The 22,800-nt window shown below is 70.0% G+C and carries 19 protein-coding genes; 14 read left to right on the top strand and 5 right to left on the bottom strand.

Annotated features, from left to right (window positions below):
- Position 1: 1 nt before the first annotated feature.
- From murF to dnaJ, 10 genes are all read left to right on the top strand, one after another.
- Entirely contained in the window at positions 2-1,462 is a 1,461-nt protein-coding gene (gene murF / locus QHF85_RS10090; RefSeq protein ID WP_281326898.1) for a UDP-N-acetylmuramoyl-tripeptide--D-alanyl-D-alanine ligase, read from the top strand.
- Entirely contained in the window at positions 1,459-2,589 is a 1,131-nt protein-coding gene (gene mraY, locus QHF85_RS10085) for a phospho-N-acetylmuramoyl-pentapeptide-transferase (protein WP_281326897.1), read from the top strand. The genes murF and mraY overlap by 4 nt, the downstream gene beginning before the upstream one ends.
- A gap of 5 nt (positions 2,590-2,594) precedes the next feature.
- Positions 2,595-3,956, top strand: a complete 1,362-nt coding sequence (murD, locus tag QHF85_RS10080; RefSeq protein ID WP_281326896.1) for a UDP-N-acetylmuramoyl-L-alanine--D-glutamate ligase — start codon at positions 2,595-2,597, stop codon at positions 3,954-3,956.
- Positions 3,953-5,347, top strand: coding sequence for a putative lipid II flippase FtsW (gene ftsW / locus QHF85_RS10075; protein ID WP_281326895.1), 1,395 nt, complete (start codon positions 3,953-3,955; stop codon positions 5,345-5,347). Before murD ends, ftsW begins: the two co-directional genes overlap by 4 nt.
- Positions 5,344-6,468, top strand: a complete 1,125-nt coding sequence (gene murG, locus QHF85_RS10070; protein ID WP_281326894.1) for an undecaprenyldiphospho-muramoylpentapeptide beta-N-acetylglucosaminyltransferase — start codon at positions 5,344-5,346, stop codon at positions 6,466-6,468. Before ftsW ends, murG begins: the two co-directional genes overlap by 4 nt.
- Positions 6,468-7,889: a UDP-N-acetylmuramate--L-alanine ligase gene (gene murC, locus QHF85_RS10065; RefSeq protein WP_348652726.1), complete on the top strand. Its 1,422-nt coding sequence runs from the start codon at positions 6,468-6,470 to the stop codon at positions 7,887-7,889. Before murG ends, murC begins: the two co-directional genes overlap by 1 nt.
- Positions 7,886-8,812 (top strand): FtsQ-type POTRA domain-containing protein, encoded by a 927-nt coding sequence (locus QHF85_RS10060; RefSeq protein ID WP_281326892.1) that lies wholly within the window; start codon positions 7,886-7,888, stop codon positions 8,810-8,812. Before murC ends, QHF85_RS10060 begins: the two co-directional genes overlap by 4 nt.
- Positions 8,813-8,912: 100 nt before the next feature.
- Positions 8,913-10,235, top strand: a complete 1,323-nt coding sequence (gene ftsA, locus QHF85_RS10055; protein ID WP_281326891.1) for a cell division protein FtsA — start codon at positions 8,913-8,915, stop codon at positions 10,233-10,235.
- Positions 10,236-10,397: 162 nt separating this feature from the next.
- Positions 10,398-11,723 carry a cell division protein FtsZ gene (gene ftsZ, locus QHF85_RS10050; RefSeq protein WP_281326890.1) on the top strand — a complete coding sequence of 442 codons (1,326 nt, stop codon included), beginning with the start codon at positions 10,398-10,400 and terminating at the stop codon, positions 11,721-11,723.
- Positions 11,724-11,980: 257 nt separating this feature from the next.
- A complete protein-coding gene (gene dnaJ, locus QHF85_RS10045) occupies positions 11,981-13,075 on the top strand; it encodes a molecular chaperone DnaJ (RefSeq protein ID WP_281326889.1) in 1,095 nt (364 codons plus the stop codon).
- A 53-nt stretch (positions 13,076-13,128) separates the two neighbouring features.
- On the opposite strand, the gene QHF85_RS10040 is transcribed toward dnaJ, so the two are convergent.
- Genes QHF85_RS10040 through yacG form a run of 3 tightly spaced genes read right to left on the bottom strand, consistent with a single transcriptional unit; the run spans position 13,129 to position 15,369 of the window.
- On the bottom strand, positions 13,129-14,313 hold the full coding sequence (locus QHF85_RS10040) for a protease PrsW (protein ID WP_281326888.1): 1,185 nt from the start codon (positions 14,311-14,313) through the stop codon (positions 13,129-13,131).
- Between the two features lie 4 nt (positions 14,314-14,317).
- Positions 14,318-15,139 carry a hypothetical protein gene (locus QHF85_RS10035; protein ID WP_281326887.1) on the bottom strand — a complete coding sequence of 274 codons (822 nt, stop codon included), beginning with the start codon at positions 15,137-15,139 and terminating at the stop codon, positions 14,318-14,320.
- The gene (yacG, locus tag QHF85_RS10030) at positions 15,136-15,369 is read right to left on the bottom strand and encodes a DNA gyrase inhibitor YacG (RefSeq protein ID WP_281326886.1); all 234 of its coding nucleotides are present in this window, start codon (positions 15,367-15,369) and stop codon (positions 15,136-15,138) included. The genes QHF85_RS10035 and yacG overlap by 4 nt, the downstream gene beginning before the upstream one ends.
- A 52-nt stretch (positions 15,370-15,421) precedes the next feature.
- Between yacG and QHF85_RS10025 the strand changes: the two genes are divergently transcribed.
- Entirely contained in the window at positions 15,422-17,209 is a 1,788-nt protein-coding gene (locus QHF85_RS10025; protein WP_281326885.1) for a hypothetical protein, read from the top strand.
- Between the two features lie 3 nt (positions 17,210-17,212).
- Here the strand turns inward: QHF85_RS10025 and QHF85_RS10020 are convergent, their stop codons facing one another.
- Both QHF85_RS10020 and QHF85_RS10015 read right to left on the bottom strand, forming a co-directional pair.
- Positions 17,213-18,595, bottom strand: a complete 1,383-nt coding sequence (locus tag QHF85_RS10020; RefSeq protein WP_281326884.1) for a trypsin-like peptidase domain-containing protein — start codon at positions 18,593-18,595, stop codon at positions 17,213-17,215.
- A gap of 367 nt (positions 18,596-18,962) precedes the next feature.
- Positions 18,963-20,063 (bottom strand): hypothetical protein, encoded by a 1,101-nt coding sequence (locus QHF85_RS10015; protein ID WP_281326883.1) that lies wholly within the window; start codon positions 20,061-20,063, stop codon positions 18,963-18,965.
- Between the two features lie 148 nt (positions 20,064-20,211).
- Here QHF85_RS10015 and tsaB point away from each other — a divergent pair, with 148 nt between their 5' ends.
- The 3 genes from tsaB to QHF85_RS10000 all read left to right on the top strand — a co-directional run bounded on the left by tsaB (position 20,212) and on the right by QHF85_RS10000 (position 22,761).
- Positions 20,212-20,922: a tRNA (adenosine(37)-N6)-threonylcarbamoyltransferase complex dimerization subunit type 1 TsaB gene (tsaB, locus tag QHF85_RS10010; RefSeq protein WP_281326882.1), complete on the top strand. Its 711-nt coding sequence runs from the start codon at positions 20,212-20,214 to the stop codon at positions 20,920-20,922.
- Positions 20,923-20,938: 16 nt separating this feature from the next.
- A complete protein-coding gene (locus QHF85_RS10005; RefSeq protein WP_281326881.1) occupies positions 20,939-21,622 on the top strand; it encodes a Crp/Fnr family transcriptional regulator in 684 nt (227 codons plus the stop codon).
- A 284-nt stretch (positions 21,623-21,906) separates the two neighbouring features.
- The gene (locus QHF85_RS10000) at positions 21,907-22,761 is read left to right on the top strand and encodes a tetratricopeptide repeat protein (protein WP_281326880.1); all 855 of its coding nucleotides are present in this window, start codon (positions 21,907-21,909) and stop codon (positions 22,759-22,761) included.
- Positions 22,762-22,800: the final 39 nt, after the last annotated feature.

Raw genomic sequence — 22,800 nt, 5'->3', positions numbered from 1 at the left:
GATGGGCACGCCGATCCCCACGAATCACGCCCGTTTCCAGGCCATCGATCTGATCCAGATCGCCCAAGCCGAGGTCCTCTACGGCCGCAGCCTCTTCATGCTCGGCGCGGTGGAAGGCGTCTCGACCGACACGCGTACGATCACGCCCGGCGGGCTCTTCGTGGCCCTCAAGGGCGAGAGCTTCGATGGGCACGACTACCTCGCGCAGGCCGAGGAAAAAGGCGCACGCGCGGCGCTCGTGGAGCGGCCCGTCGACGACGTCCCGGGGCTCACGATGATGCGGGTTCGCTCGACGGTCGACGCGCTCGGCGCGCTCGCGCGGGCCCACGTCGACACGTGGCGCGCGCGCGGGAAGGGCGACCGCAAGATCGTCGCGATCACGGGTTCGGCGGGCAAAACCACGACGCGCTCGGCGACGGCCGCGCTCCTCGAACGCCTCTTCCCGGAGGCCGTGCACGCGACGCGGGGCAACTTGAACAACCAGGTCGGCGTGCCGATGGTGCTCTTCGGGCTCGACCGGCAGCACAAGTACGCGGTCGTCGAGATGGGCATGAACAAGCCCGGCGAGATCGCGTCCCTCGCGGCGATGGCCCAGCCGGACGTCGCCATCGTGACGCTCGTCGCGGCGGCGCACGTCGAGGGGTGCGGCTCGATCGAGGGCGTCGCACACGAGAAAGGTGCGCTCTTTCGCGCGCTCTCGGAGGGCGGCGTCGCGGTCGGCAACGGCGATGACGCGCGCGTCGTGGCGGAGATGGCAGGTTCGCCCGCGGCGCGCCGCGTCCGTTACGGCACGGGGGACGGGGCCGAGTTGCGGATCGTCGAGCGTCGCCCGGACGGTTTTTCCTCGTCGCGCGTCACCCTCGCGCGCCCGGACGGCTCGTCGTTCTGGTTCCGCACCCCGCTCATCGGCGAAGCCGGCGCGTACGCGTGCGCCGCGGCCGTGGCGGCTGCGGAGGCCCTCACGGGGGAGCACGTGACGTCGGCGATCGCCGAGGAAGCGTTCTCCCTCGCGGACGTGGGCGGCGGCGGTGGTCGCCTCGTCCCGCGCCTCCTCGCTCGCGACGTCATCGTGATCGACGACAGCTACAACGCGAACCCCGCTTCGTCCTCCGCGTCGATCCGCACGGCGGCCGAGCTCGCGCGTGACGCGGGCCGCAGGCTCGTGCTCGTGCTCGGCGCGATGTACGAGCTCGGCCACGAGTCGCCGCGCGGGCACGACGACGTCGGCCGCGTCGCGGCGGCGAGCGGCGCGGCGCTCGTGATCGCCGTCAACGGCGACGCGCGTCGGATCGCCGATCGTGCGTCGGAAGCTGGCATTCCTGCGCAGTTCTTCGAGACGAGCGTGGACGCGGCCCCGGCCGTCGCGCGCGCCGTTCAGCCTGGGGATCTGGTCCTCGTGAAGGGTTCGCGCGGCGTCGGAACCGAGCGAATCGTGCGTGCCCTCGCGGAGGTGGCCTCGTGATCTACGAGCTCTTCTACCCGCTCAAGTTCCACTACAGCTCCCTCTCCTGGCTCAACGTCCTCCGGTACATCCCGTTCCGGACCATCATGGCGACGATCACCGCCATGCTGCTGAGCTTCGTGCTCGCGCCGTGGTTCATCCGCGAGCTGCGGCGCAAGCAGATCGGGCAGGTCGTTCGCAGCGAGGGCCCCGAGACGCACAAGGTCAAGGCGGGCACGCCGACCATGGGCGGGGCGCTGATCCTGCTCTCGCTCCTCTTGCCGACGGCGCTCTGGGCCGACCTGCGCAACCCCTTCGTCCTCGCGACGACCGCGGTCACGGCGGGTTACGGCGTCATCGGTTACCTGGACGACTACCTCAAGATCAAGCGCAAGAACACGGGCGGGCTCCCGGGCCGTTACAAGCTGATCGGCCAGGTGCTCATCGGCGGGTCGGCGCTCACCTACACGTTTCTTTTCACCTCCAAGCTTCCGGCCGACTGGATCGAGATCAAGACGAAGCTCGCGCTGCCCTTCGCGGCGTTCTCCAAGCACTCGATCGACCTGCCGATCTGGTTCTACATCCCCTTTGCGCTCTTCGTCGTCGTCGCCTGGTCGAACGCCGTCAACCTCACGGACGGCCTCGACGGCCTCGCGATCGGCCCCGTGATGATCAACGCCGGCACGTACCTCATCTGGGCGTACGTCGCGGGCGCGACGATCGCGAACTTCTCGCTCGCGAACTACCTCGACATCCCGAAGATCGCCTCCGCCGGCGAGCTCGCCGTCTACTGCGGCTCGGTCATCGGCGCGGGCATCGGGTTCCTTTGGTACAACACCTACCCAGCCCAGGTCTTCATGGGTGACGTGGGATCGCTGGCCCTCGGCGGGGGCCTCGGCATGCTGGCGATCTTCACGAAAAACGAGCTCTTGAGCGTCCTGCTCGGCGGCGTCTTTTTCGTCGAGACGATCAGCGTCATCGCGCAGGTGACCTCGTTCAAGCTCACGGGCAAGCGCGTCTTCCTGATGGCGCCGATCCACCACCACTACGAGAAGAAGGGGTGGGCGGAGCCGAAGATCATCGTCCGCTTCTGGATCATCTCCATCCTCCTGGCGCTGGTCTCGCTGGCGTCCATGAAGCTCCGGTGAGGCCGATGGAACTCGCGGGTCGCAACGTCCTCGTGATCGGGCTCGGCCGCAGCGGCGTGGCCGCGGTGCGGCTCTGCCTCGACAAGGGCGCGCGGGTCACGGCGACCGACGCGGCCCCGCGCGAGCGTTTGTCCAAGGAGGCGCTCGCCCTCGAAGCCGCGGGCGCGACGCTCGCCGCGGGTGGGCACCCGGCCTCGATCTTCGACGGGATCGACCTCGTCGTGATCTCGCCCGGCGTGCCCTCGTTCCCCGCGCTCGAAGCGTTCGAGAAGGCGGGCGGCGAGGTGATCGGCGAGCTCGAGCTCGCGGCGCGGTTCTTCGTGGGCACGCCCATCGCGCTGATCGGCGGGACGAACGGCAAGAGCACGACGACCGCGCTCGTGCACGCGATGCTCGAAGCGGCGGGGAAGAAGGCGTTCATCGGCGGCAACTTCGGCACGCCGCTCGCCGAGGTCGTGGGGCAATCGTTCGACGCGATCGTCCTGGAGATCTCGAGCTTCCAGGCCGAGCGCGTGCCGACGCTGCACGCGCGCGCCCATGCGCTCCTGAACATCACCGACGATCACCTCGATCGGTACCCGAGCTTCGAGGCCTACGCCGACGCCAAGGGAAATCCCTTCGTCACGATGGGCCCCGAGGACACGGCCGTGATTCCGCACGGCGATGCGCTCTGCGCGAAGCAGGCCGCGCGCGGCGGCGCGCGCGTCGTCACGTTCAGCGCGACCGACGAGGCCGCCACGGTCCGCCCCGTGGGCGGCAACATCGTGCATCGTGACGCGTGGCACGCCTTCCCGCTCGATGCGCTGCAGATCGCGGGCAAACACAACATCGAGAACGCCTGCGCGGCGCTCGGCGTCGTGGCTGCCTTCGGCGTCCCTTTCGACGACGGTCCCGATTCCTGGCTCGCGCGCGCCGTCCGCGACTTCCGCGGCCTCGGCCATCGGACCGTGCTCGTCGGCGAGATCGATGGCGTCCGTTACTACGACGACTCGAAGGGCACGAACGTCGGGGCCTCGGTCGCCGCGCTGCGAGGCCTCGCCGAGGACAAGGCCGTCCTCATCGCGGGCGGCAAGGACAAGCTCGGCGCGTACGAGCCGCTCGTCGACGCGCTCCGCCAGAAGGGCCGCGCCCTCGTGCTCATCGGCGAGGCGGCCGATCGCATCGAGGCTGCCGCCCGGGGCGCGATCGCGATCGCGCGTGCCTCATCGATGGTCGAGGCGGTCCACCTCGCGCGCCGGTTCGCCAAGCCCGGCGACGCCGTCCTGCTCAGCCCCGCCTGTTCGAGCTTCGACATGTTCCGCGATTACAAGGATCGCGGCGACCAATTTGCCCAGGCGGTCCAGTCCATGCTGGAGGTACGCTCGTGAGCAGCAGCGTCGTCCTCCCGGGCAACCATGCGATCGGCGAGCGCCGCCATTCGAGCGCGCCGCCGCCGAAGAACCGGCTCCTTCCGCCGAGCGATCCGCCGCCTGCGCCGCCGAAGAACGAGGCCCGCGCGCCGCGCAAGGAGAGCAACGGCGCCGGCAACGGCGTCACCGCGCTCCTGCGGTCGAGCAAGGCCGGCCCCGTGGACTCGGTGCTCGCGGCCGTGGTCATCGCGCTCGTCGGCTTCGGCGTCGTCATGGTCTACAGCGCGAGCGCGATCGAAGCGACCGTGAAGTACCACGACGCGCAGTTCTTCCTGAAGCGCCAGGGCGTCTACGCGCTCGTCGCGCTCTTCACGATGTGGCTCGTGAGCCGCTTCGACTACCGCAAGCTCAAGCCCTTCACGTACCCGATCCTCGTCGGGGTCACGCTCATGCTGGGCCTGACGATCCTCGGCCTCGGCCACAGGGCGGGCAACGCCTACCGCTGGATCGCGATCGGCCCCGTGCACATCCAGCCGGCGGAGACGGCGAAGCTCGGCATCGTGCTCTGGCTGGCGTACTCGCTCTCGAAGAAGGCCGAGAAGATCAAGAGCTTCTCGGTCGGCTTCTTGCCGCACCTCATCGTCGTCGGCGCGCTCATCATGCTGCTCTTGAAGCAGCCCGACTTCGGCAGCGCCGTCGTGCTCTTGTTCCTCACGTTCACGCTGCTCTTCGTGGCAGGCGCGCGCCTCCCGTACATCGCGGCGTTCACGGCGCTGCTCGGCATGGGCGCCGCGGCGCTCGTGGCGTTCAGCGACTACCGCTACCGGCGTTACCTGGCGTTCATCGACATGGACAACCACCGCCAGGACCTCGCCTATCAGCCCTTCCAGTCCGTCATGAGCTTCGGCTCGGGCGGCTGGACCGGGCTCGGCCTCGGCAAGGGCCTGCAGGTGCTCTACCTGCCCGAGGCGCACACGGACTTCATCAGCGCGATCATCGGCGAGGAGCTCGGCTTCCTCGGGATCCTCGGGCTCGTCACGGCGTACCTCGTCATCGTCTCGCGCGGCGTGAAGATCGCGCTCGAAGCGCACGACGACTACGGCAGCTTCCTCGCGTTCGGCATCGCCACGCTCTTCGGCGTGCAGGCGCTCGTGAACCTCGCCGTCGCCATGGCCATCCTGCCGACGAAGGGCCTCACGCTGCCGTTCATGAGCTACGGCGGCTCGTCGCTGCTCGTGAACGCGGCCGGCGCGGGCATCCTGCTCAGCGTCAGCCGTCCGCGGACGAACGAGGTTCCGCAAGACAAACCCGCGCCCGTGCGCACGAGCGAAGGCGCGCCGAGCGCGTCGGTCCTCATCGCGACGGAGGCCCAGGAAGGCGCCGCGGCCGCGGAGGGAGCGAGCGCGTGACGACCCTTCTTCTCGCAGGCGGCGGCACGGGCGGCCACGTCTTCCCGATGCTCGCGGTGGGCGAAGCGGTCCGCGCCGCCGATCCTTCCGCGCGCGTCGTCTACGTCGGCACCGCCCGCGGCCTCGAAGCGCGCGTCGTGCCCGAGCAAGGCGGCGAGCTCGAGCTGCTCGACATCTTGCCCCTGCGCGGCGGTGGTTTGTCCGGGTTCCTGAAGGGCGCGCAGCACGCCGCGGCCTCGATCCCCGCGGCGCGGGATCTCGTCCGCCGCCTCGGGCCTTCGGCCGTCCTCTCCGTCGGCGGGTACGCGGGCGGGCCGGTCTGCTTCGCAGCGCGCACGCTCGGCGTCGCCGTCACGGTGCTCGAGCCGAACAGCGTGATGGGCCTGTCGAACCGCCTGCTCGCGCCGTTCGCCGTCCGCGCCTACACCACGTTCCCCGAGGTCGATCGCTTCTTCCGCCCGAGCATCGTGCGCCGCCTCGGCGTGCCCCTCCGCAAGGCCTTCGCCCCCGCGCCGTACGAGGTCCAGAAGGACAAACTCTCGATCCTCGTCCTCGGCGGCAGCCAGGGCGCGAAGGCGCTGAACGAGACCGTGCCGCGCGCGATTTCCCAGGTCGGGAGCCGGATCCCGGGCCTGCGCGTCGTCCACCAGACGGGCCGCGAGCGCGAGGCCGAGGCGCGCGCGCTCTACGATTCGCTCGGTTTGTCCGGGACCGCCGAGGTCGTCCCGTTCATCGACGACATGGCCCGCGCGCTCGCCTCGGCCGACCTCGTCATCGCGCGCGCCGGCGCCTCCACGCTCGCCGAGCTCTGCGCGGTCGGTCGCCCCGCGATCCTCGTCCCGTATCCCTTCGCGGCCGACGATCATCAGCTCAAGAACGCGCGTTCGCTGGAGAAGCGCGGCGCGGCCGTGGCGCTGCCGCAGGCCGAGGCCACGGCCGATCGGGTCGCGGACGAGATCCAGAGGCTCGCGGGTTCGCCCGAGCGACGCGCTTCCATGGCGCGCGCCGCGGCCGAGATCGGAGCGCCCGACGCGGCGAAGGCCGTGGCGGCGGATCTGCTCGAGCTCGCGCGTGTGCGGGAATCGAAACACCGGGAGAAGTCCCGGGGAAGGACGGCATGATGTTCCGCGGGCGCGTCCGGCACATCCACTTCGTGGGCATTGGCGGCGTCGGCATGAGCGGCCTCGCGGAGATCCTCCGCTCGCTCGAGTTCGACGTCTCCGGCTCCGACGTGAAGAGCGGCTCCACGACGCAGCGTCTCGCCTCGCTCGGCGTGCGCATCGACATCGGCCACCGCGCCGAGAACGTGCGCGGCGTCGACGTCGTCGTGTATTCGAGCGCGATCCGCGCGGACAACCCCGAGCTCGTCGAGGCCCGCGCGCTCGGCATCCCCGTCATCGGCCGCGCCGAGATGCTCGCCGAGCTGATGCGCGTGAAGTACGGCGTCGCCATCGCGGGCTCGCACGGAAAAACCACGACGACCTCGCTCGTCGCCACGGTCCTCCGGCACGCAGGCCTCGATCCGACGGTCGTCGTCGGTGGCAAGATGGCCGCGCTCGGCTCGAACGCGCGGCTCGGCGCCGGCGATCTGCTCGTCGCCGAGGCCGACGAGAGCGACGGCTCGTTCTTGCGCCTGACGCCGACGATCGCCGTGGTCACGAACATCGACCCCGAGCACCTCGATCACTACGGCACCCACGAGAAGATCAAGGACGCGTTCATCGAGTTCGCCGCGCGCGTGCCCTTCTACGGCCTCGCCGTGCTCTGCCTCGATCACCCCCACGTGCAGGACATCCTGCCGCGCATCCCGCGCCGCCACGTCACCTACGGCGTGTCGCCGCACGCGGACTACTGCGCGCGCGGCATCCAGTTCCGCGGCCTCGAGACGAGCTTCAACGCGTATCGCCGCGGTCAGCCCCTCGGCGGCTTCACCGTGAAGATGCCCGGCGCGCACAACGTGCTGAACTGCCTCGCGACGATCGCCGTCGCCGACGAGCTCGAAGTCCCGCTCGACGTCACGAAGCAAGCCCTCGCCACGTTCGGCGGCGTCGCGCGTCGCTTCACGGTCGTCGGCGTGCATCAAGGCGTCACGCTCGTCGACGACTACGGCCATCACCCGGCCGAGATCCGCGCGACGATCGAGGCCGCGCGCCGCGCCTACCCCGACGACGCGCACCGCATCGTCGTCGCCTTCCAGCCGCACCGCTACACGCGCACGAAGGATCTCTTCGAAGACTTTACCCGCGCGTTCAACCTCGCGGACGTCCTCTTCGTCACGGACATCTACCCCGCGGGCGAGGCGCCGCTGCCCGGCGTGAACGCCGAGCGGCTCGTCCAGTCGATCCGCGAGCACGGCCATCACGACGCCACGTACGTGCCGAACAAGGCCGATTTGCCCGAGGTCCTCGCGAAGGTCGTGCGCCCCGGTGACGTCGTCATCGCCCTCGGCGCGGGCGACATCAACAACATGCTGAAGGGTCTGCGTGCGCGGCTCGAAGGCGTGACCGAGCCGCCGCCGGCGAGCCGGGAGGGTGGTCCATGAGCGACGCCCTGCCCACGAACCGCCGGCTGAAGAAGCCTTCGACGCCGCCGGTCGTTGCTGCTCCAAAGGATCCCGAGCCCGAGCACGACTCGCCGCCGCCGCCCGGGGCCACGACGAGCACGATCCGCCCGCCGAAGCCCAAGGCGAAGCCGCGCCTCACGTTGCCGCGGCCGAAGCTCCCGCGCGCGCTGTCGCTTTTCCTCGGCGTGATGATCGTCCTCTCGGCGTCCATCGCGGTCGCCTGGGGCGCGCGCAGGTACATCATGACGAGCCCGCGCTTCGCGATCCGCACGGTGCTCGTCGACGGAAACCGCCGCTTGCCGGCCGAGCAGGTCGCCGGCGCGGGCGGCGTCACGGTCGGCCGCAACATCTTCGAGCTCGACCTGGAGACGGCGAGCGCCACCATCACCAACGAGCCCTGGGTCGAAAAAGCCCAGGTGACCCGCACGCTCCCGTCGACCGTGCGCATCACGGTCGTCGAGCGCGAGGCCTGGGCCGTGGCCACGATCGGCGGCGAGCTTTACCTCGTCACGCGCGACGGCGACCCGTTCAAGCGCGTCGCCGACGGTGATCCCTTCGATCTGCCCGTCGTGACCGGTATCACGCCCGAGAAGGTCGCCGCGGACCGGCCCGGCGTGGTTTCTGCGCTGCGTCGCGCGCTCGACGTGGTCGAGGACATGGATCGCGCCGGGATCAGCAAGCGATACCCGATCCAGGAGGTCCACCTCGAGCGCGATGGCACGATCGTCATGACGATCGGCAAGGACGCGATCTCGCTTTACCTCGGCCAGACGCGGTTTCGCGAGAAGATCGAGCAGGCCGCGCGCGTTCTGATGGAGCTCGGAAAGCGCAAGGCGAACCCGTCGGTGATCTTCCTGGACAACGAGGCGCACCCCGAGCGCGTCGTCGTGAGGATGCGATGAACCGACGCGTCTCGTTCTCGAAATTTGGCCAGCTTCCGCTCGCCATGTCAGCGTCGCCCTGCTTCGCGAGGCGCACGGCCTCCGTATCGGGTGGATGCGAATGAAGAGCAGGATGGAGCAGAGCGAGATTGTCGTTGGTCTCGACATCGGGACGACGAAGGTGTCTGCCGTCGTCGGCGAGGTCGACGCCGATGGGATCACCATCCTCGGCGTGGGCAACGTCCCGTGCCGCGGGCTGCGCAAAGGCATCGTGGCGAACATCGACTGGACGGTCCGGTCGATCGCGGAGGCCATCGAGGCCGCGCAGACGATGGCCGGCGTCGAGATTCGCACGGTGTATGCGGGCGTCGCCGGCAACCACATCCGCGGCCAGTCTTCGGACGGCGTGGTCGCGGTGGGCGGCGGCGAGGTGACGGACGTCGACGTGGGGCGTGTCCTCGAAGGCGCGCGCGCCATTCCGATCGACGCCGATCGGCAGATCCTGCATGCCTTGCCGCGCGAGTTCACGGTCGACAACCAGGACGGTATTCGTGATCCCGTCGGAATGAGCGGCGTTCGTCTCGGCGTGAAGGTGAACCTCATCACGGCCGCGACGTCCTGCGTGCAAAACGTGGTCCGTTGCGCGGAGCGCTGCGGATTGACGGTGGCGGACGTGGTCCTCGAGCCGCTCGCGAGCGCGGAGGCCGTTCTTTCCGAGGACGAGAAAGAGATCGGCGTCGCCGTGATCGATATCGGCGGCGGTACGACGGATTTGCTGATTTACGTGGACGGCGGAATCGCGCACGCGAGCGTCATTCCGGCCGGCGGAAACAACGTGACGGCGGATCTCGCGGCGGGCCTGCGCACGCCGATGGCCGAGGCGGAGCGGCTGAAGCGCAATTTCGGCTGCGCGCTCGGGCGGATGGTGGCGGACGACGAAGAGGTCGAGGTGCCGGGCGTCGGCGGGCATCCGCCGCGCAAGGTGCCCCGCCGGGTGCTTTCGGACATCATCGAGCCGCGGATCGAGGAGATCTTCGCGGTGATCCGCAAGCGCATCGAGGACGCGGGGCTGCTCGATCAGCTCGCGGCGGGCGCGGTTCTCACGGGCGGCGCGGTGCTGATGGAAGGCATGAGCGAATTCGCCGAGGAGATCCTGGGTATGCCGGTTCGTCTCGGCGTACCGGTCGGGATGCGTGGAATCACGCAGCTCGTCGCGGGCCCGCAATATGCTACGGGCGTGGGGCTTCTCCACTACGGGGCGAACCAGCTCCGTGAGGCGCGCGAACCGCGCGTCGTCGTGGAGTCGTCGCCCCCGCCGCCGCGACAGACTGCGCCGCGCGTGACGGCGCCTTCGCGGCCGGATCGAAGAGAGCTTGTGGAGGAGCCGTCCATCGAAAAACGTCAAGGTGGTCGGTTCTGGAATTGGTTGCGCGCAGCTTTCTGAGCTGACGCACGAGGGTAAATTTCGTAAAACGAAGTCGCGATACGAAGCGTGAGTGATTGATAGGCGGTTTCATGGGGGAGAGGCACCCCATGGAGTCGCCCTGGGAGCAGGCGAGGCTCCCTTGGCCCCGAGCGGCCGGAAAGAAATCCCGGGAGGCGTTTCATGAGTTTCTCCATCGAGTTTGCCGACGAGCACGCGGGTTACGACGCCCGGATCAAGGTGATCGGCTGTGGCGGGTCGGGCGGCAATGCCGTCAACACGATGATCAACTTCGGCCTCGAAGGGGTCGAGTTCCAGGTCGTGAACACCGACGCCCAGGCGCTGTCGGCGAGCATCGCGCCGATCAAGGTGCACATCGGCTCGAACGTCACCCGTGGCCTCGGCGCGGGCGCCGATCCCGAGAAGGGCCGCAAGGCGGCGCTCGAGGACGTGCAGCGCCTGAAGGAGCTGATCCAGGGCGCCGACATGGTCTTCGTGACCGCGGGCATGGGCGGCGGCACGGGCACGGGCGCAGCGCCGGTGATCGCGCAGCTCGCCCGCGAGGAAGGTTGCCTCACCGTCGGCGTCGTGACGAAGCCCTTCTTCTTCGAGGGCAAGCAGCGCGCGCGTCGTGCCGAGCAGGGCCTCGCCATGCTCTCCGAGCACGTCGACACGCTGATCACGATCCCGAACCAGAAGCTCCTGACGCTCGGCGACGAGGAGCTCTCGTTCGTGGACGCCTTCCGCAAGGCCGACGAGGTGCTCTACCAGGCGATCAAGGGCATCAGCGATCTCATCACGCAGAACGGCATCGTCAACGTGGACTTCGCCGACGTGAAGACGGTCATGAGCAACATGGGCCGCGCGCTCATGGGCACGGGCTGCGCGAAGGGCCAAGGCCGTGCGCGCCTCGCCGCCGAGATGGCCATCACCTCGCCGCTGCTCGACGACATCTCCGTCGAGGGCGCGATGGGCGTGCTCATCAACGTGGTCGGCGGCCCCGACATGCGCATGCGCGAGATCGAAGAGGCCGCGACGCTCGTGCAGGAGCAGGCGCACGAGGACGCGAACATCATCTTCGGCGCGACCATCGACGAGACGATGGGCGACATGATCAAGGTGACCGTCATCGCGACGGGCTTCGACCTCATCGGCGCCGACGCCGCGCAGCATGCCTCGGGCGCGATGATGACGGGCGCGCGGACGCCGCAGGCGATGCCGATCTCGACGGCGCCGTCGCTCTCGAGCGCGCTCTCGGGCGCTCTCACGGGCGGGCCCTCGCGCTCGACCCCGCCGCCGCTCTCGATGCCGCAGCGCAGCGCGCCGCAGCCGCAGCGCGAGGAGCCGGCCTACACGGTGCGCGGCGGTCGCGGCGCGCCGGCCCCGCAGCAGGCTCCGGCGTCGCTCTCGTCGGGCGCCTCGGGCACGCCCTCGCGCGAGCGCGCGACGTTCGTCCCGCCGCTCGACGCGGACTGGGACACGCCCGCCTTCCAGCGTCGGGGCCAGTAATCCCAGGAACGGTGACTGCCCTCCCAGTTCGAGCGCGAGCCGCAACGGAGCTCCGCGAAGTGGAGGCGAGCGGGCGGGGGGTGTGGGGGGCAGAGGAAGGCCCGACGATTTTCCGCGCAGCGGAGAATCGGCTCAGGGCCGACCGGAGCCCCTCACGTTGGGCAAGCGACCGCGCTCGCTTGGTTGACAGCCCCTAGGGGCGACTTATCGTCTCACGGCCCTGCGACCTGTGCGGGGCGTCCCTGTCGCCCGCGATCATGAGTCAAAAACGGGATTATTACGAGGTCCTCGGACTGTCGAAGGAAGCTTCGGCCGACGAGATCCGCAAAGCGTACAGGGCGGCTGCCCTCAAGAACCACCCGGACCGGAACCCGGGCGACAAGGAGGCCGAGGCGCGCTTCAAGGAAGCCACCGAGGCCTATCAAGTCCTGTCCGACGACCAGAAGCGCGCTCGGTACGACCGCTTCGGTCACGCCGGCGTCGAGGGCATGCCCGACATGGGCGGCCAGGACATCTTCACGCACTTCCAGGACATCTTCTCCGAGCTGTTCGGCGGCTTCGGCGGCGGCGGGTTCGCCGGCGGCGGGCAACGTCGTCAGCGCGGCCCGGCGCGCGGGCAAGACCTCCGCGTCGAGCAACGCCTCACGCTGCGCGAGGCGATGACGGGCACGAAGCGCGAGGTCGTGCTGCGGACGCCCGTCGCCTGCGAGGAGTGCCAGGGCAGCGGCGCCAAACCCGGCACGAAGCGCAAGACGTGCGGCACGTGCGAGGGCGCCGGCCAGGTGTCCACCGCGCGCGGGTTCGTCATGTTCACGCAGACCTGCCCCGAGTGCCGCGGCGAAGGCACCGTCGTGAAGACGCCGTGTCCCTCGTGCAACGGCGCCGGCGCGGTCGAGAAGTCGCGCAAGGTCGTGGTGAACTTCCCGGCCGGCATCGACGCCGGCCAGCGCCTCCGCGTGCCTGGACAAGGCATGCCCGGCGCGCTCGGCGGCCCTTCCGGCGACCTCTACGTCGACGTCGACCTCCAGCCCGACGAGCGCTTCGAGCGCGACGGCGCCGACCTCGTGACGCGCGCGGTCGTGTCCTTCGCCAGCGCGACGCTCGGCGGCACGTCGGAGATCGAGCTGCCCGACGAGAGCAAGGTCAGCGTCGAGATCCCCGCCGGCACGCAGCCCGGCGAGGTGATCACCGTGCGCGGCAAGGGCATGCCGCGCGTCGATGGACGCGGCCGCGGCTCGCTCCAGATCGTCGTGCAGGTGAAGGTGCCGAAGCAGATCTCGGCCCGCGCGCAGGAGCTCTTGAAGGAGCTTCAAACCGAGCTCGGCCACGAAAACGAGACCGCCACCGCGTGACCGCGGGGGCGACGATGTTCTAGAGCGCCGAACCCTTCGGCGCTCTGCTCGGTCTAAGCGTCCGACAGCCCGAGCCAAGCCCCGAGGCAAGCGAGCCCGAACGCGAGCGGCGCGCACGCCAGGGCGATCACCACGGCCACCGGCGCCGCGAGCCCGAGCAGCACGATCGTCCCGATGATCGCCAAAAGCGCGCTGATCGCCGGCTCGAGCACGCTCCGCGCCGCCGACGCGCGCGCCACGATCCACCCTGCGAACAGGAACGAGAGCAGCGCCGCGCTCGCCAGGAGGAGCAGCGGCGCGATGGCGTTCGACGCGTCGCGATCGATGGCCGCGAACTCGAAGCCGAACCTTCGCCCGAGCACCACCGCGCCCACGAGCATCGCCGTGATCACGCCCGTCGTGACGAGCATGCCGAGGCCGATCCAGAAGAACGAGATGCCCCGATCCGAGCGACGGAGCGCCTCGCGCATCGCGCGGAGCGAGGGCGGCGCGAGCGCCAGGCGGCGCGATTTCTTCGGCTCTTGCTCGCGCTCGCGGGGCTCGACCTTCGGCTTCTCCGTGCTTCGCTGCAGCACGTCGCGCAGGGCGAGCCACGCGATGACGCTGGCGACCACGAGGATCGGGATCGTCGCGAGCACCGACGCCGGCCCTCGGGCAAACGCGACGTGATGCGCGATCGCGTTGCCTGCCGCGGCGAGGACCCAGGCCCCGTTGAACCAGCCGCCGCCCATGCGGCCTTGCCCGTCGCGGCCGAGCGCGAAGCCCCACCACGTCGCGAGGCACGTCGCCGTGATCGTCGTCAGCGTCGTGCGCGCCGGCGCGAGCAGCGAGAACGGGTGGCCGATCAGGAACACCGCGCTCTTCAGCGTCATGAACCCGAGCGCCGCGGCCGTCGCGTACGCGATCGCGTCGAACGGCCGATGTTGCCCCACGCGCAGCCGAAACGCCGGCGTCGCCGCGGCGACCTTGAGCCCCTCTTCGAGCGGCGCGGCCACGAGGTAGGCGTACACGAGCGCCGCGAGATCGATCCCCACGCCGAGCTTGCGCGGCCCGAGCAGGCCCGTGAGCGCGCGCTCGCAGAGCTCTGCCGGGACGCACGCGAGCATGCCGAGCGCGAACGTCGCGACGACCGAGCGCGGGCTCGACGGGCGGCGCTCGCCGCGGGAGGCGAACCCCACGTAGAGCGCCACGGGCGCCGCGAGCGCGAGCAGGCCGATGAGGATCTGGAGGGCGAGCAACGTTCTAGAAGTGGAGCCCCAGCACGGCGGTGCCGGTGACCGCGGCACCGTAGCTCGACCCCTCGGCCTTGAGCACCTCCGCGCGGGCTTGCTGGAGGGACGTGAGGTTCGGGTCGCTCTGGATCTCCGTGACCTTCGAGGGATCGAGGCCCGGGCGCGTGAGGCCGAGGACCTCGGCGCTCGCGCTCACGCCGATGGAGAAGATGGGCGTCACGTAGTAGTCGAGCCCGGCCTGGCCGCGCACGTAAAACCCGTGGATCTGCGTGTTCTCCAGGGCCGTCGCCGCCGCGCCGTTCTGAAGCGCGCTCTTGAAGCTGCCGAGCGCCGTGTAGCCGCCGCCGAGCTCGAAGTGCGGCTCCAGGTTGCCGAGCGGCAGGTGCAGGCCGACCTCGCCGCCGACGCTGAAGACGTCGTACGTGTTGAAGAACCCGACGCGGCCGCGCGCGCCGATCGTGATGAACACGAGCCGCAAGCCGAGCCCCGCGCCGATCACCGGGCCGCTCGCCTGCGTCTCGATGAACCCTGCGCTGAAGCTCTCCTCGTCGACGTTGAACGTCCGGAGGCCGAGGTGCTGGAAGCCGCCTTCGGCCTCCAGGTAAAACCACTCGAGGCCGCGGCCCGAGTCACCCTTCTTCGCGTCGTCGAGGTCTTGCGAGGTCTCCGACGCCGGCGCCTGGCTGGCTGCGGGCGCCATCGGCGGCGGGGGCGCGAGGCCTCCGGCCGACATGTCCTGTGCGTCTGCGGTCCTTCCGTAAGCCAAGGATACGAGCAAGACCGCGGAGGCGACCGTGAGCCCGGCGAGCCGGGTCGTGCGTTTCGTCGTCACGTTTCTTCGTCTCCCTTCGGTTCGTCGGTGTCGTCTTCCCTGCGCGTCCCCTCGCCCTCCAGCATGCTCGTGTCGACGGGTGGGCCTGGTACACGGTAGGCACCCGTGAGCCAGCGCTCCAGGTCGAGCACCTTGCACCGGGCCGAGCAGAAGGGCCGCGCCGGGTTCTCGGGCCCGAGTACGGCCTCGCGGCCGCACTGAGGGCAAGTGGGTCGGGAGGATGCTCCCATGATGGCGCTAACGTAGCAGCCTCCCGGGCGAGCATGTAGCCTCAGGGGCATCATGCGCTCGTGGAACCGAGCCGCGGCGTTCGTGCTCGCCGCGGCCCTCCCTCTCGGATGTGCGGGTCGCGCGGCCCTCGACCTCACCCTCGAAGACGAAGGCGAGGTTTCCGTCCCGCCGATCGACACGGGTCCGCCCCCCGCGGCCGCGCGCGCGAAGAAGCTCGATCTCCTGCTCGTCGTGGACAACTCGCGCAACCTCGACGCCGCGCAGGGCTTGCTCGTCGAGACGTTGCCTTACCTGCTCGACAGGCTCACGCGCCCCGCGTGCGTGAACGGCTTCGGCACCATCGTCGCCGAGACGGCGAGCCCCGAGGACCCGTGTCCCATCGGCGTGCGGGACTTCGCGCCTGTCACGGACATCCACATCGGCGTGATCTCCACGAGCATCGGCGGCCACGGCGCGGACATCTGCAGCCCGGCGAGCACGAGTTTCGACCCGTCGGCCAACGATCGCGCGCGGCTGCTCACCCGCGCGGCGAGCGGCGGCGCCGTGCCCACGTGGGAGAACAAGGGCTTCCTCGCGTGGGATCCCGGCCAGGCGCAGAGTCCGCCGGGCGACGCGGATCTCGGCGCGCTCGGCGCGAAGCTCGCCGAGATCGTGGGCGGCGTCAGCACGAAGGGCTGCGGCTTCGAGGCGCAGCTCGAGAGCATCTACCGCTTCCTCGTCGACCCCGACCCGTACCTCGACATCACGCTCGAAGGAAACAAGGCCGTTCCGAGCGGCGTCGACGACGTCCTGCTCCAGCAACGCAAAGACTTTCTCCGCCCCGACTCGGTCGTCGCCGTCCTGCTCCTCACGGACGAGGACGACTGCTCGACGCGCGACGGCGGCCAGTACTTCGCCGTCAACCAGGGCACGGGCACCGATGGCAAACCCTTCCGCATGCCGCGCGCCCGCAGCGCATGCGCGTCGAACCCGAACGATCCCTGCTGCCTCTCGTGCGCGCAGCCCATTCCGGTCGGTTGCCTCGACACGGAGCTCGATCCCGCGTGCACCACACAGTTCACGGCGATCGAGGATCCTCTGAACCTCCGCTGCTTCGATCAGAAGCGTCGCTTCGGCATCGACTTCCTCTACCCGACCTCGCGGTACGTCGACGGCTTCCAGAGCGACGTCGTCTCGAACGACGCCGGCGAGGTCGTGAAGAACCCGCTCTTCGAAAGCGGCCGCCCGCGTGAGTTCGTCTTCTTCGCAGGCATCCTCGGCGTGCCGTGGCAGGACGTCGCGGTCGATCCCAAGGCGCTCGCGACGGGCGTCTTGCCCGCGACGGAGATCGATTGGTCGCTCGTCCTCGGCGATCCCGAGGCCGGCGAGCCGCCCGCCGATCCGCTGATGATCCCCTCGATCGAGCCGCGGCAAGGCCTCCACCCGCTCACGGGCGTCCCGCTCGCGCCGCCCTCGGCGGGCGTGCTCGAGAACCCGATGAACGGTCACGAGCGCACGATCGAGTCCCGCGACGACCTCCAGTACGCGTGCATCTTCCCGCTGCGCGTGCCCAAGGAGTGCACGGGCCAGCCCGACTGCGAGTGCGCGGGCGTGGACGCCGCGACGAACCCCATCTGCCAGGCGCCCGACGGCAGCTACGGCGCGACGCAGCGCTTCGGCCGCGCCGCGCCCGCCACGCGCCCGCTCGCCGTCATGAAGGAGCTCGGCACGCAGGCCGTCGTCGCCTCGATCTGCGCCGACAAAGTGAGCTCACCGGTGCAGCCGACCTTCGGCTACAAGCCGGCCGTCGACGCGCTGCTCCGCTCGATCCGCCGGAGGCTCGAAGCGCCCGGCGGCTGAGCCTCACTCCACCCGCACCGCCGCGTAGAGCGCCTCGCCGTCGCGGCGCAGCCGCACGAGCAAGGTCCCCGGCCGCTTCGCCTTGTCGACCACGTGCAAGAAGTCCGCGCCGTGCTCGATCGGCTTGCCGTTCACCTCCACGACGACGTCACCCACCTCGAGCTCGCCCGCCGCCGCGCCACGCGGATCGAGCCCGTCGATGCGCGCCCCGCCGCCGAGCGCGTCACTCACCGACACGCCGATCGTCTTGCGCGGGCCGACGTCCTCCGGCTTCGGCGCCTGCGTCTCCTCGGCGTCGGGCTTCGCCAGCACCACACGCTTGACCCGCTCGTCCGTGCCGTGCCGGATCAACAGTCGCATCGACTCGCCAGGCTTGCGATGCCCGAGCATCCGCGCGAGCTCCGCCGCCTGCGCGATCGGCTGGTCGTCCGCCGACAGGATCACGTCGCCCGGCTCGATCCCCACCTTCGACGCCGGCCCGTCCGCCTCCACATCCGTCACGAGCGCGCCCGTCGGCCCGGGCAACGAGAGCGCGCGCGCGAGCTCATACGTGATCCCCTGGAACGCGACGCCAAGCACGCCGCGCGAGACGTGCCCCACGTCGCGCAGCTCCGGGATCACCGCGCGCACGTCGTCGATCGGGATCGCAAAGCCGATGCCTTGTCCGCGCGCATGGATGACCGTGCTCACGCCGACGACACGCCCGCGCCCATCGAAGATCGGGCCGCCGCTCGAGCCAGGATTGATGCTCGCGTCCGTCTGGATGAGGTGGTCGAAGGGCCCGACCCCAAGCACGCGCTCCTTCGCGCTCACGATCCCGAGCGTCACCGTGTGTCGGAGCCCGAACGGGCTGCCAATGGCCACGAGGTAGTCGCCCACGCGGAGCGCCTCGCTCGTCCCGAACTGCGCCACGGCAAGGCCCGTCGCACCACGCAGCGCAAGCAGCGCCACGTCGAGCTTCTCGTCCTCACCGAGGAGCGAGGCTTCGAGCTCGCGCCCATCCGAGAGCTGAACGCGCACCCGCTCGGCGCCGTGCACCACGTGGGAGTTCGTCACGACGAGCCCATCAGGGCTCACGATGAAGCCCGAGCCAAGCGACCGCTCGATCGAGCGCGAAGTCCCGCCCGCGCGCACGCGCTGCGGGTCGCCGCGCTCCTCAGCCCCGCGCGTGGCCGCGATGCTCACCACGGTCGGTCGCACCTGCTCGACGAGCGCCGAGATGTCGAGCGCAACGCCCGCCTCCCCCGGCGGAGCCGGCGGCAACGCCGCCACAGCCACCGGCGCGAAAGCACCGTCATGCGTGGTCGCATCGGCGCGGTTGCTGCAAGCCGGGACCCCTTGGACGAGGGCCAAGCCGAGCGCGAGGGCCAGCGCGGAGGACGTCATGGACGGCACGTAAAGCCGTCCCCTTGGGTCGCAAGCGAGTCTCCGCCGAAGCCGCCGCGCCGGGGCTCTGCCCCGAGCCCCGCGGGGGCTGTTCGCCCCTCGACCCGAACCAGGGCCAGCCCTGGACCTTTCGTGGAAGAACTGCGCTGCGCGCAGTTCTTCCAACAGGCCGTTGGTAGAGCGTTGCCCGTTGAGCCGTCAGCGCTGCTGTCTTGGTAAGCAGGGTCGGTTGCGGTCTTGACCTGGCCTGTTCGATGAACTGCGCGGAGCGCAGTTCATCGACCCCGAGTCCAGCGCTTGCGCTGGTCCAGGTCCAGGAGCGGACAGCTCCTGGTGGGGCCTGGGGCAAAGCCCCAGCGAGGCGTCATCACAGCACGACGCGCAGGAACTCGACGGTGATCTCGACGTGACGCCCGCTTGTCTGGGTGAACGAGGCGACGCCGCGCTTGCCCTCCCAGCGTGAGGCCAGGCCGAACGCGCCGGCGCCGCTCGAATCTTCGGGCGGGGTCGTGTCGCTGAGCTCGACCGAGAGACGCAGGATCTGCTTGCCGGCGGTCACCGAGCTTCCTTGCAGCGCGAAGGTCCCGCCGCGGAGCAGGGTCACGGTGTTCTTCGCGGCCTTGAGCAGGTGCGCGGGCGGGTTCGGCGCGAGCGGCTCGACGCCTGTGATCTTGCCTTCCTCGCTGATGACCACGGCGACCTCGATCGACCCGCCGCTGCCGACCGGGAGCTTCGCCCACGTCTTGTCCGCGTCGCAGGCTGGGGGTAGCGCGCGGGTGAAGGCGCGCCCCAGGTCACGGACCGAGGGCACCCCCTCCGCGCCGAACGAGCCCCCGCCTCCCGGAGACGATTCCCCCGGGGGGGAGGTGTCGCCGGAGCTGGGGGATGTGTTTTTCGACACGGGGGGCGTCGTTTTGGTGCGGGGGAATGTGTTTTTGGATACGGGGGATCGCTTGTCGGAGGGGGGGATCGACTTGTCGGAGGGGGGGATCGACTCGCCGGAGGGGGGGATCGACTCGTCGGAGGGGGGGATCTGCTCCTCCGGATCCGTTTTCGGCTCCTTGGGCTCCTTCGGCTCCTTCGGCTTCGGCGGGTCGACCTTGGGCTTGGGCGGATCGGCCTTCGGCTTCGGCGGATCGACCTTGGGCGGCGCGGGCGGCGGAGGCGGCTCGGCGGGCTCGCTCGGGGCGGCTGCGGGTGGCTCGCTCGGGGCGGCGGGGGCGGGCGCGGGGGCTTCGGGCGGGCTCGGCGTGCCGCCGACCTCGCTGCCGGTCACGTCCACCTCGTGAAGCTCGCCTCCGATCGGCGCGGACGTCGTGCCGGCCCACGTATCCACGGGCGGGGCGAAGTCTTCCGGCGCGCGCTCTTTTCGCAGCCCGGCGGCGGCGATCAGCGACGCGTGCGCCAGGATCGACACGATGACCGCTCCTTGCATCACCCACGTCGTGCTGGATCCGTCGCGTGCCATCCCGGTTGTCCTCGCGCCTTTGCGCTCGTAGTGTCCGCCTTGCAGGACAACGCCCGCGCGCCCACGTTCCCGGTTCCCAGTTCTCGCTTGGGGGCTGCGCTCGGACAAGCCGAGCTACGCCCCCAAACCCCCGCGGATCCAGCTTACCATGAGGCTCCTCGCCATCTCCACCTCCACGCCTCGCGGCAGCGCGGCCGTCTTCGACGGTGGCAAGCTCATCGGCGCGTCCGTCTACACGGACCTCGAAGGCCACGCCGAGCGCATCTTCCTCGCCGCCGCGGACGCCCTCGCCGCGGCCTCCGTCTCGGCAGCGTCGATCGAGGCCTTCGCTTGCGACATCGGTCCCGGCTCGTTCACGGGCGTGCGGGTCGGGGTCGCCGCGATGAAGGGCATGGCGATCGGCCTCGGCGCGCCGCTCGTCGGCATCGGATCGCTCGAAGCGATGGCCGCGGACGCCTTCGCGAGCGGCAGGGCAGGACCCCACGACGTCGTCGTCGCGGCCCTCGACGCGAAGAAGCAGGAGCTCTTCCTTGCCGCCTTCGACGCGAGCGGCGCCGTCTGCTGGGCGCCGCGGCACGTCCCTCGCGCCGACGTGGCCGCGCTCGTGCTCGCGGGTCCGGGCGCGTCCCTCCCATCCGGCGGGCTCCTCCGTGTCGTCGGCGAGGTCGCGGCCGAGGATCCCGCGCTCGCCGCCTTCGTGCTCCGATCCCCCGGGACCGACTTGCCTGACGCGGCGGCCGTGGGGCGGGTCGCGCTCGGCCGGGTCCTCGCGGGCGGCGATTTCGACCCGGAGATCGTCGAGCCGCTTTACGTCCGTCCACCCGACGCGAAGCCGATGGCATCGGGCGGGCCCGGCTAGGTAGACTCGCGTCCGGATGGACCTACCCGACGAAGATCCCGAGGCCACCGAGGCGGCGCGTGTGCTCATCGCGCGCTTTGGCAAGAGCTTCCAGCCCGGCGAGGTGATCTACCGGGAGGGCGAGCCCGGCACGGAGGCGTACCTGCTCGAGGAGGGCCGCGTGCGCCTCATCAAGAAGGTGCGCGGCGCCGAGCGCAGCTTGATGGTGCTCAAGCCTGGCGACCTCTTCGGCGAGTCGGCCCTCTTGCCCGGCGCCGAGCGCTCCTCGACGGCCGTCGCGCTCTCGGCGGGCCTCGCGCTCGCGATCGACCAGGCGACGCTGCAGAACTTGCTCGAGCACAACGCCGGCATCGCCTCGCGCATGGTCAAGCAGCTCGTGCGCCGGCTGCGGGACGCCGAGGATCAGATCGAGCTCATCATGCTCACGGACGTGCAGTCGAAGATCGTGAGCGCGCTCCTCAAGCTCGCGCAGCAGACGCGCGAGCACGGGGGCAACAACGCGGTCTTCTCGGTCTCGCCGATGGAGCTCGCGACGCGCGTGGGCCTCGACGTCGACACGGTCAAGCGCAGCGTGCAGAAGCTCCGGGAGGGCCAGTACATCCGCGTCGCCGACGAGCGGCTCGAGGTCCCGGACATCGAGGGCCTGCGCAAGCTCTACGGGCTGCTCGGACAAAAGGACGAAGTCTCGAGCGAGGCGTGAGCCGAAACGGCGCTCCAAGCCGAACGTTTCTCCTCAAAAGAACGAAAAAAAACGTCGCGCATAACACGCGGTGGGCCTTTTGCCCACTTCTTCCTTGTGCGGGCGTGTTTCTTTGTCCCGATCCCCCCTCCCGGGCGTCTTTTGCGGGTTGACGCTTCTTCCAGCCTGGGTTACCCAAGTTTTCCCGGGCGCCAAGCCCGGATTTGGGCCTCGGGCAGAGCCCGGGGGCGGATCGGGAGAGCCCTTCTCCTACGAAACAAGGGCATCTCGATCAGTGAGGACGCATGATCCAGGGGCAAACGGGCAAGAAGAGAGGCGTCTGGTCGCGTATGCGCGGCCCCGCCGCGCTCGCTTGCTCGATCTTGCTCCCGGTCCTGCTCACGTTCGGGCCCGCGTGCAGCGGCGCGCAGGAGCGCGTGGACGGCGTCGACGCGAAGGCGCGGGCCGAGTACGACCTCGGGCGGGAAGCGTTCGAGGGCGGGCGGCTGCGCGAGGCGCTCGGCCATGCGCAGGCCTCGATCCGGATCGACGAAACGAACCCCGACGCGCACTACCTCGCCACCGTCATTCTCTTGGCATTCTGCGCGGCGGACGAGACGTCGACCGACTGTCGTTTCGAGGAGGCGGAGCGCCACGCGCGCGCCGCGCTCGAGTCCGCGCCCGAGCTGCGTGACGCGAAGAACGCGCTCGGCGTGATTCTCGTACATCGGAAAAAGTACGACGAAGCCGTCGCCGTCCTCAAGCCGCTGGCCGAGGACATTCTTTATGCTTCCCCGGAACAAGCCTGGGGAAATCTTGGTTGGGCATATCTTTCGCGTGGGAGCGTCGACGAGGCGATCGATGCGCTTCGGCGTTCTCTCGCGGCGCAGCCCATGTTTTGTGTAGGGAACTACCGGCTCGGGCTGGCGTACGAGAAAAAAGGCGAGCTTGCGCTTGCGCGAGAGGCCTTTACGAAAGCGCTCGAGACGGATAAACCTCAGTGTCGGAACCTCCAGGAGGGGTTCGCCGCCCGCGCTCGCGTGGCGGAGAAGCTCGGGGAGCAAGATCTCGCCCGGGAAGATCTCGAACGATGCCGCGACGTGGCCCCGGCGACAGTGGCCGGCAAACGTTGCGCGGCGGAACTCGGATCGATGCAATGAGTCTTTGCGCGGCTTGTTTGAAACGTGCAAAAGGGAGTC

The organism is Polyangium sp. 6x1, from assembly GCF_029946515.1.
In the GTDB taxonomy this organism is placed as follows: domain Bacteria; phylum Myxococcota_A; class Polyangia; order Polyangiales; family Polyangiaceae; genus Polyangium.
The sequence above is the reverse complement of the archived record's forward strand: the minus strand, read 5'-3'. Positions and strand labels throughout refer to the sequence as shown.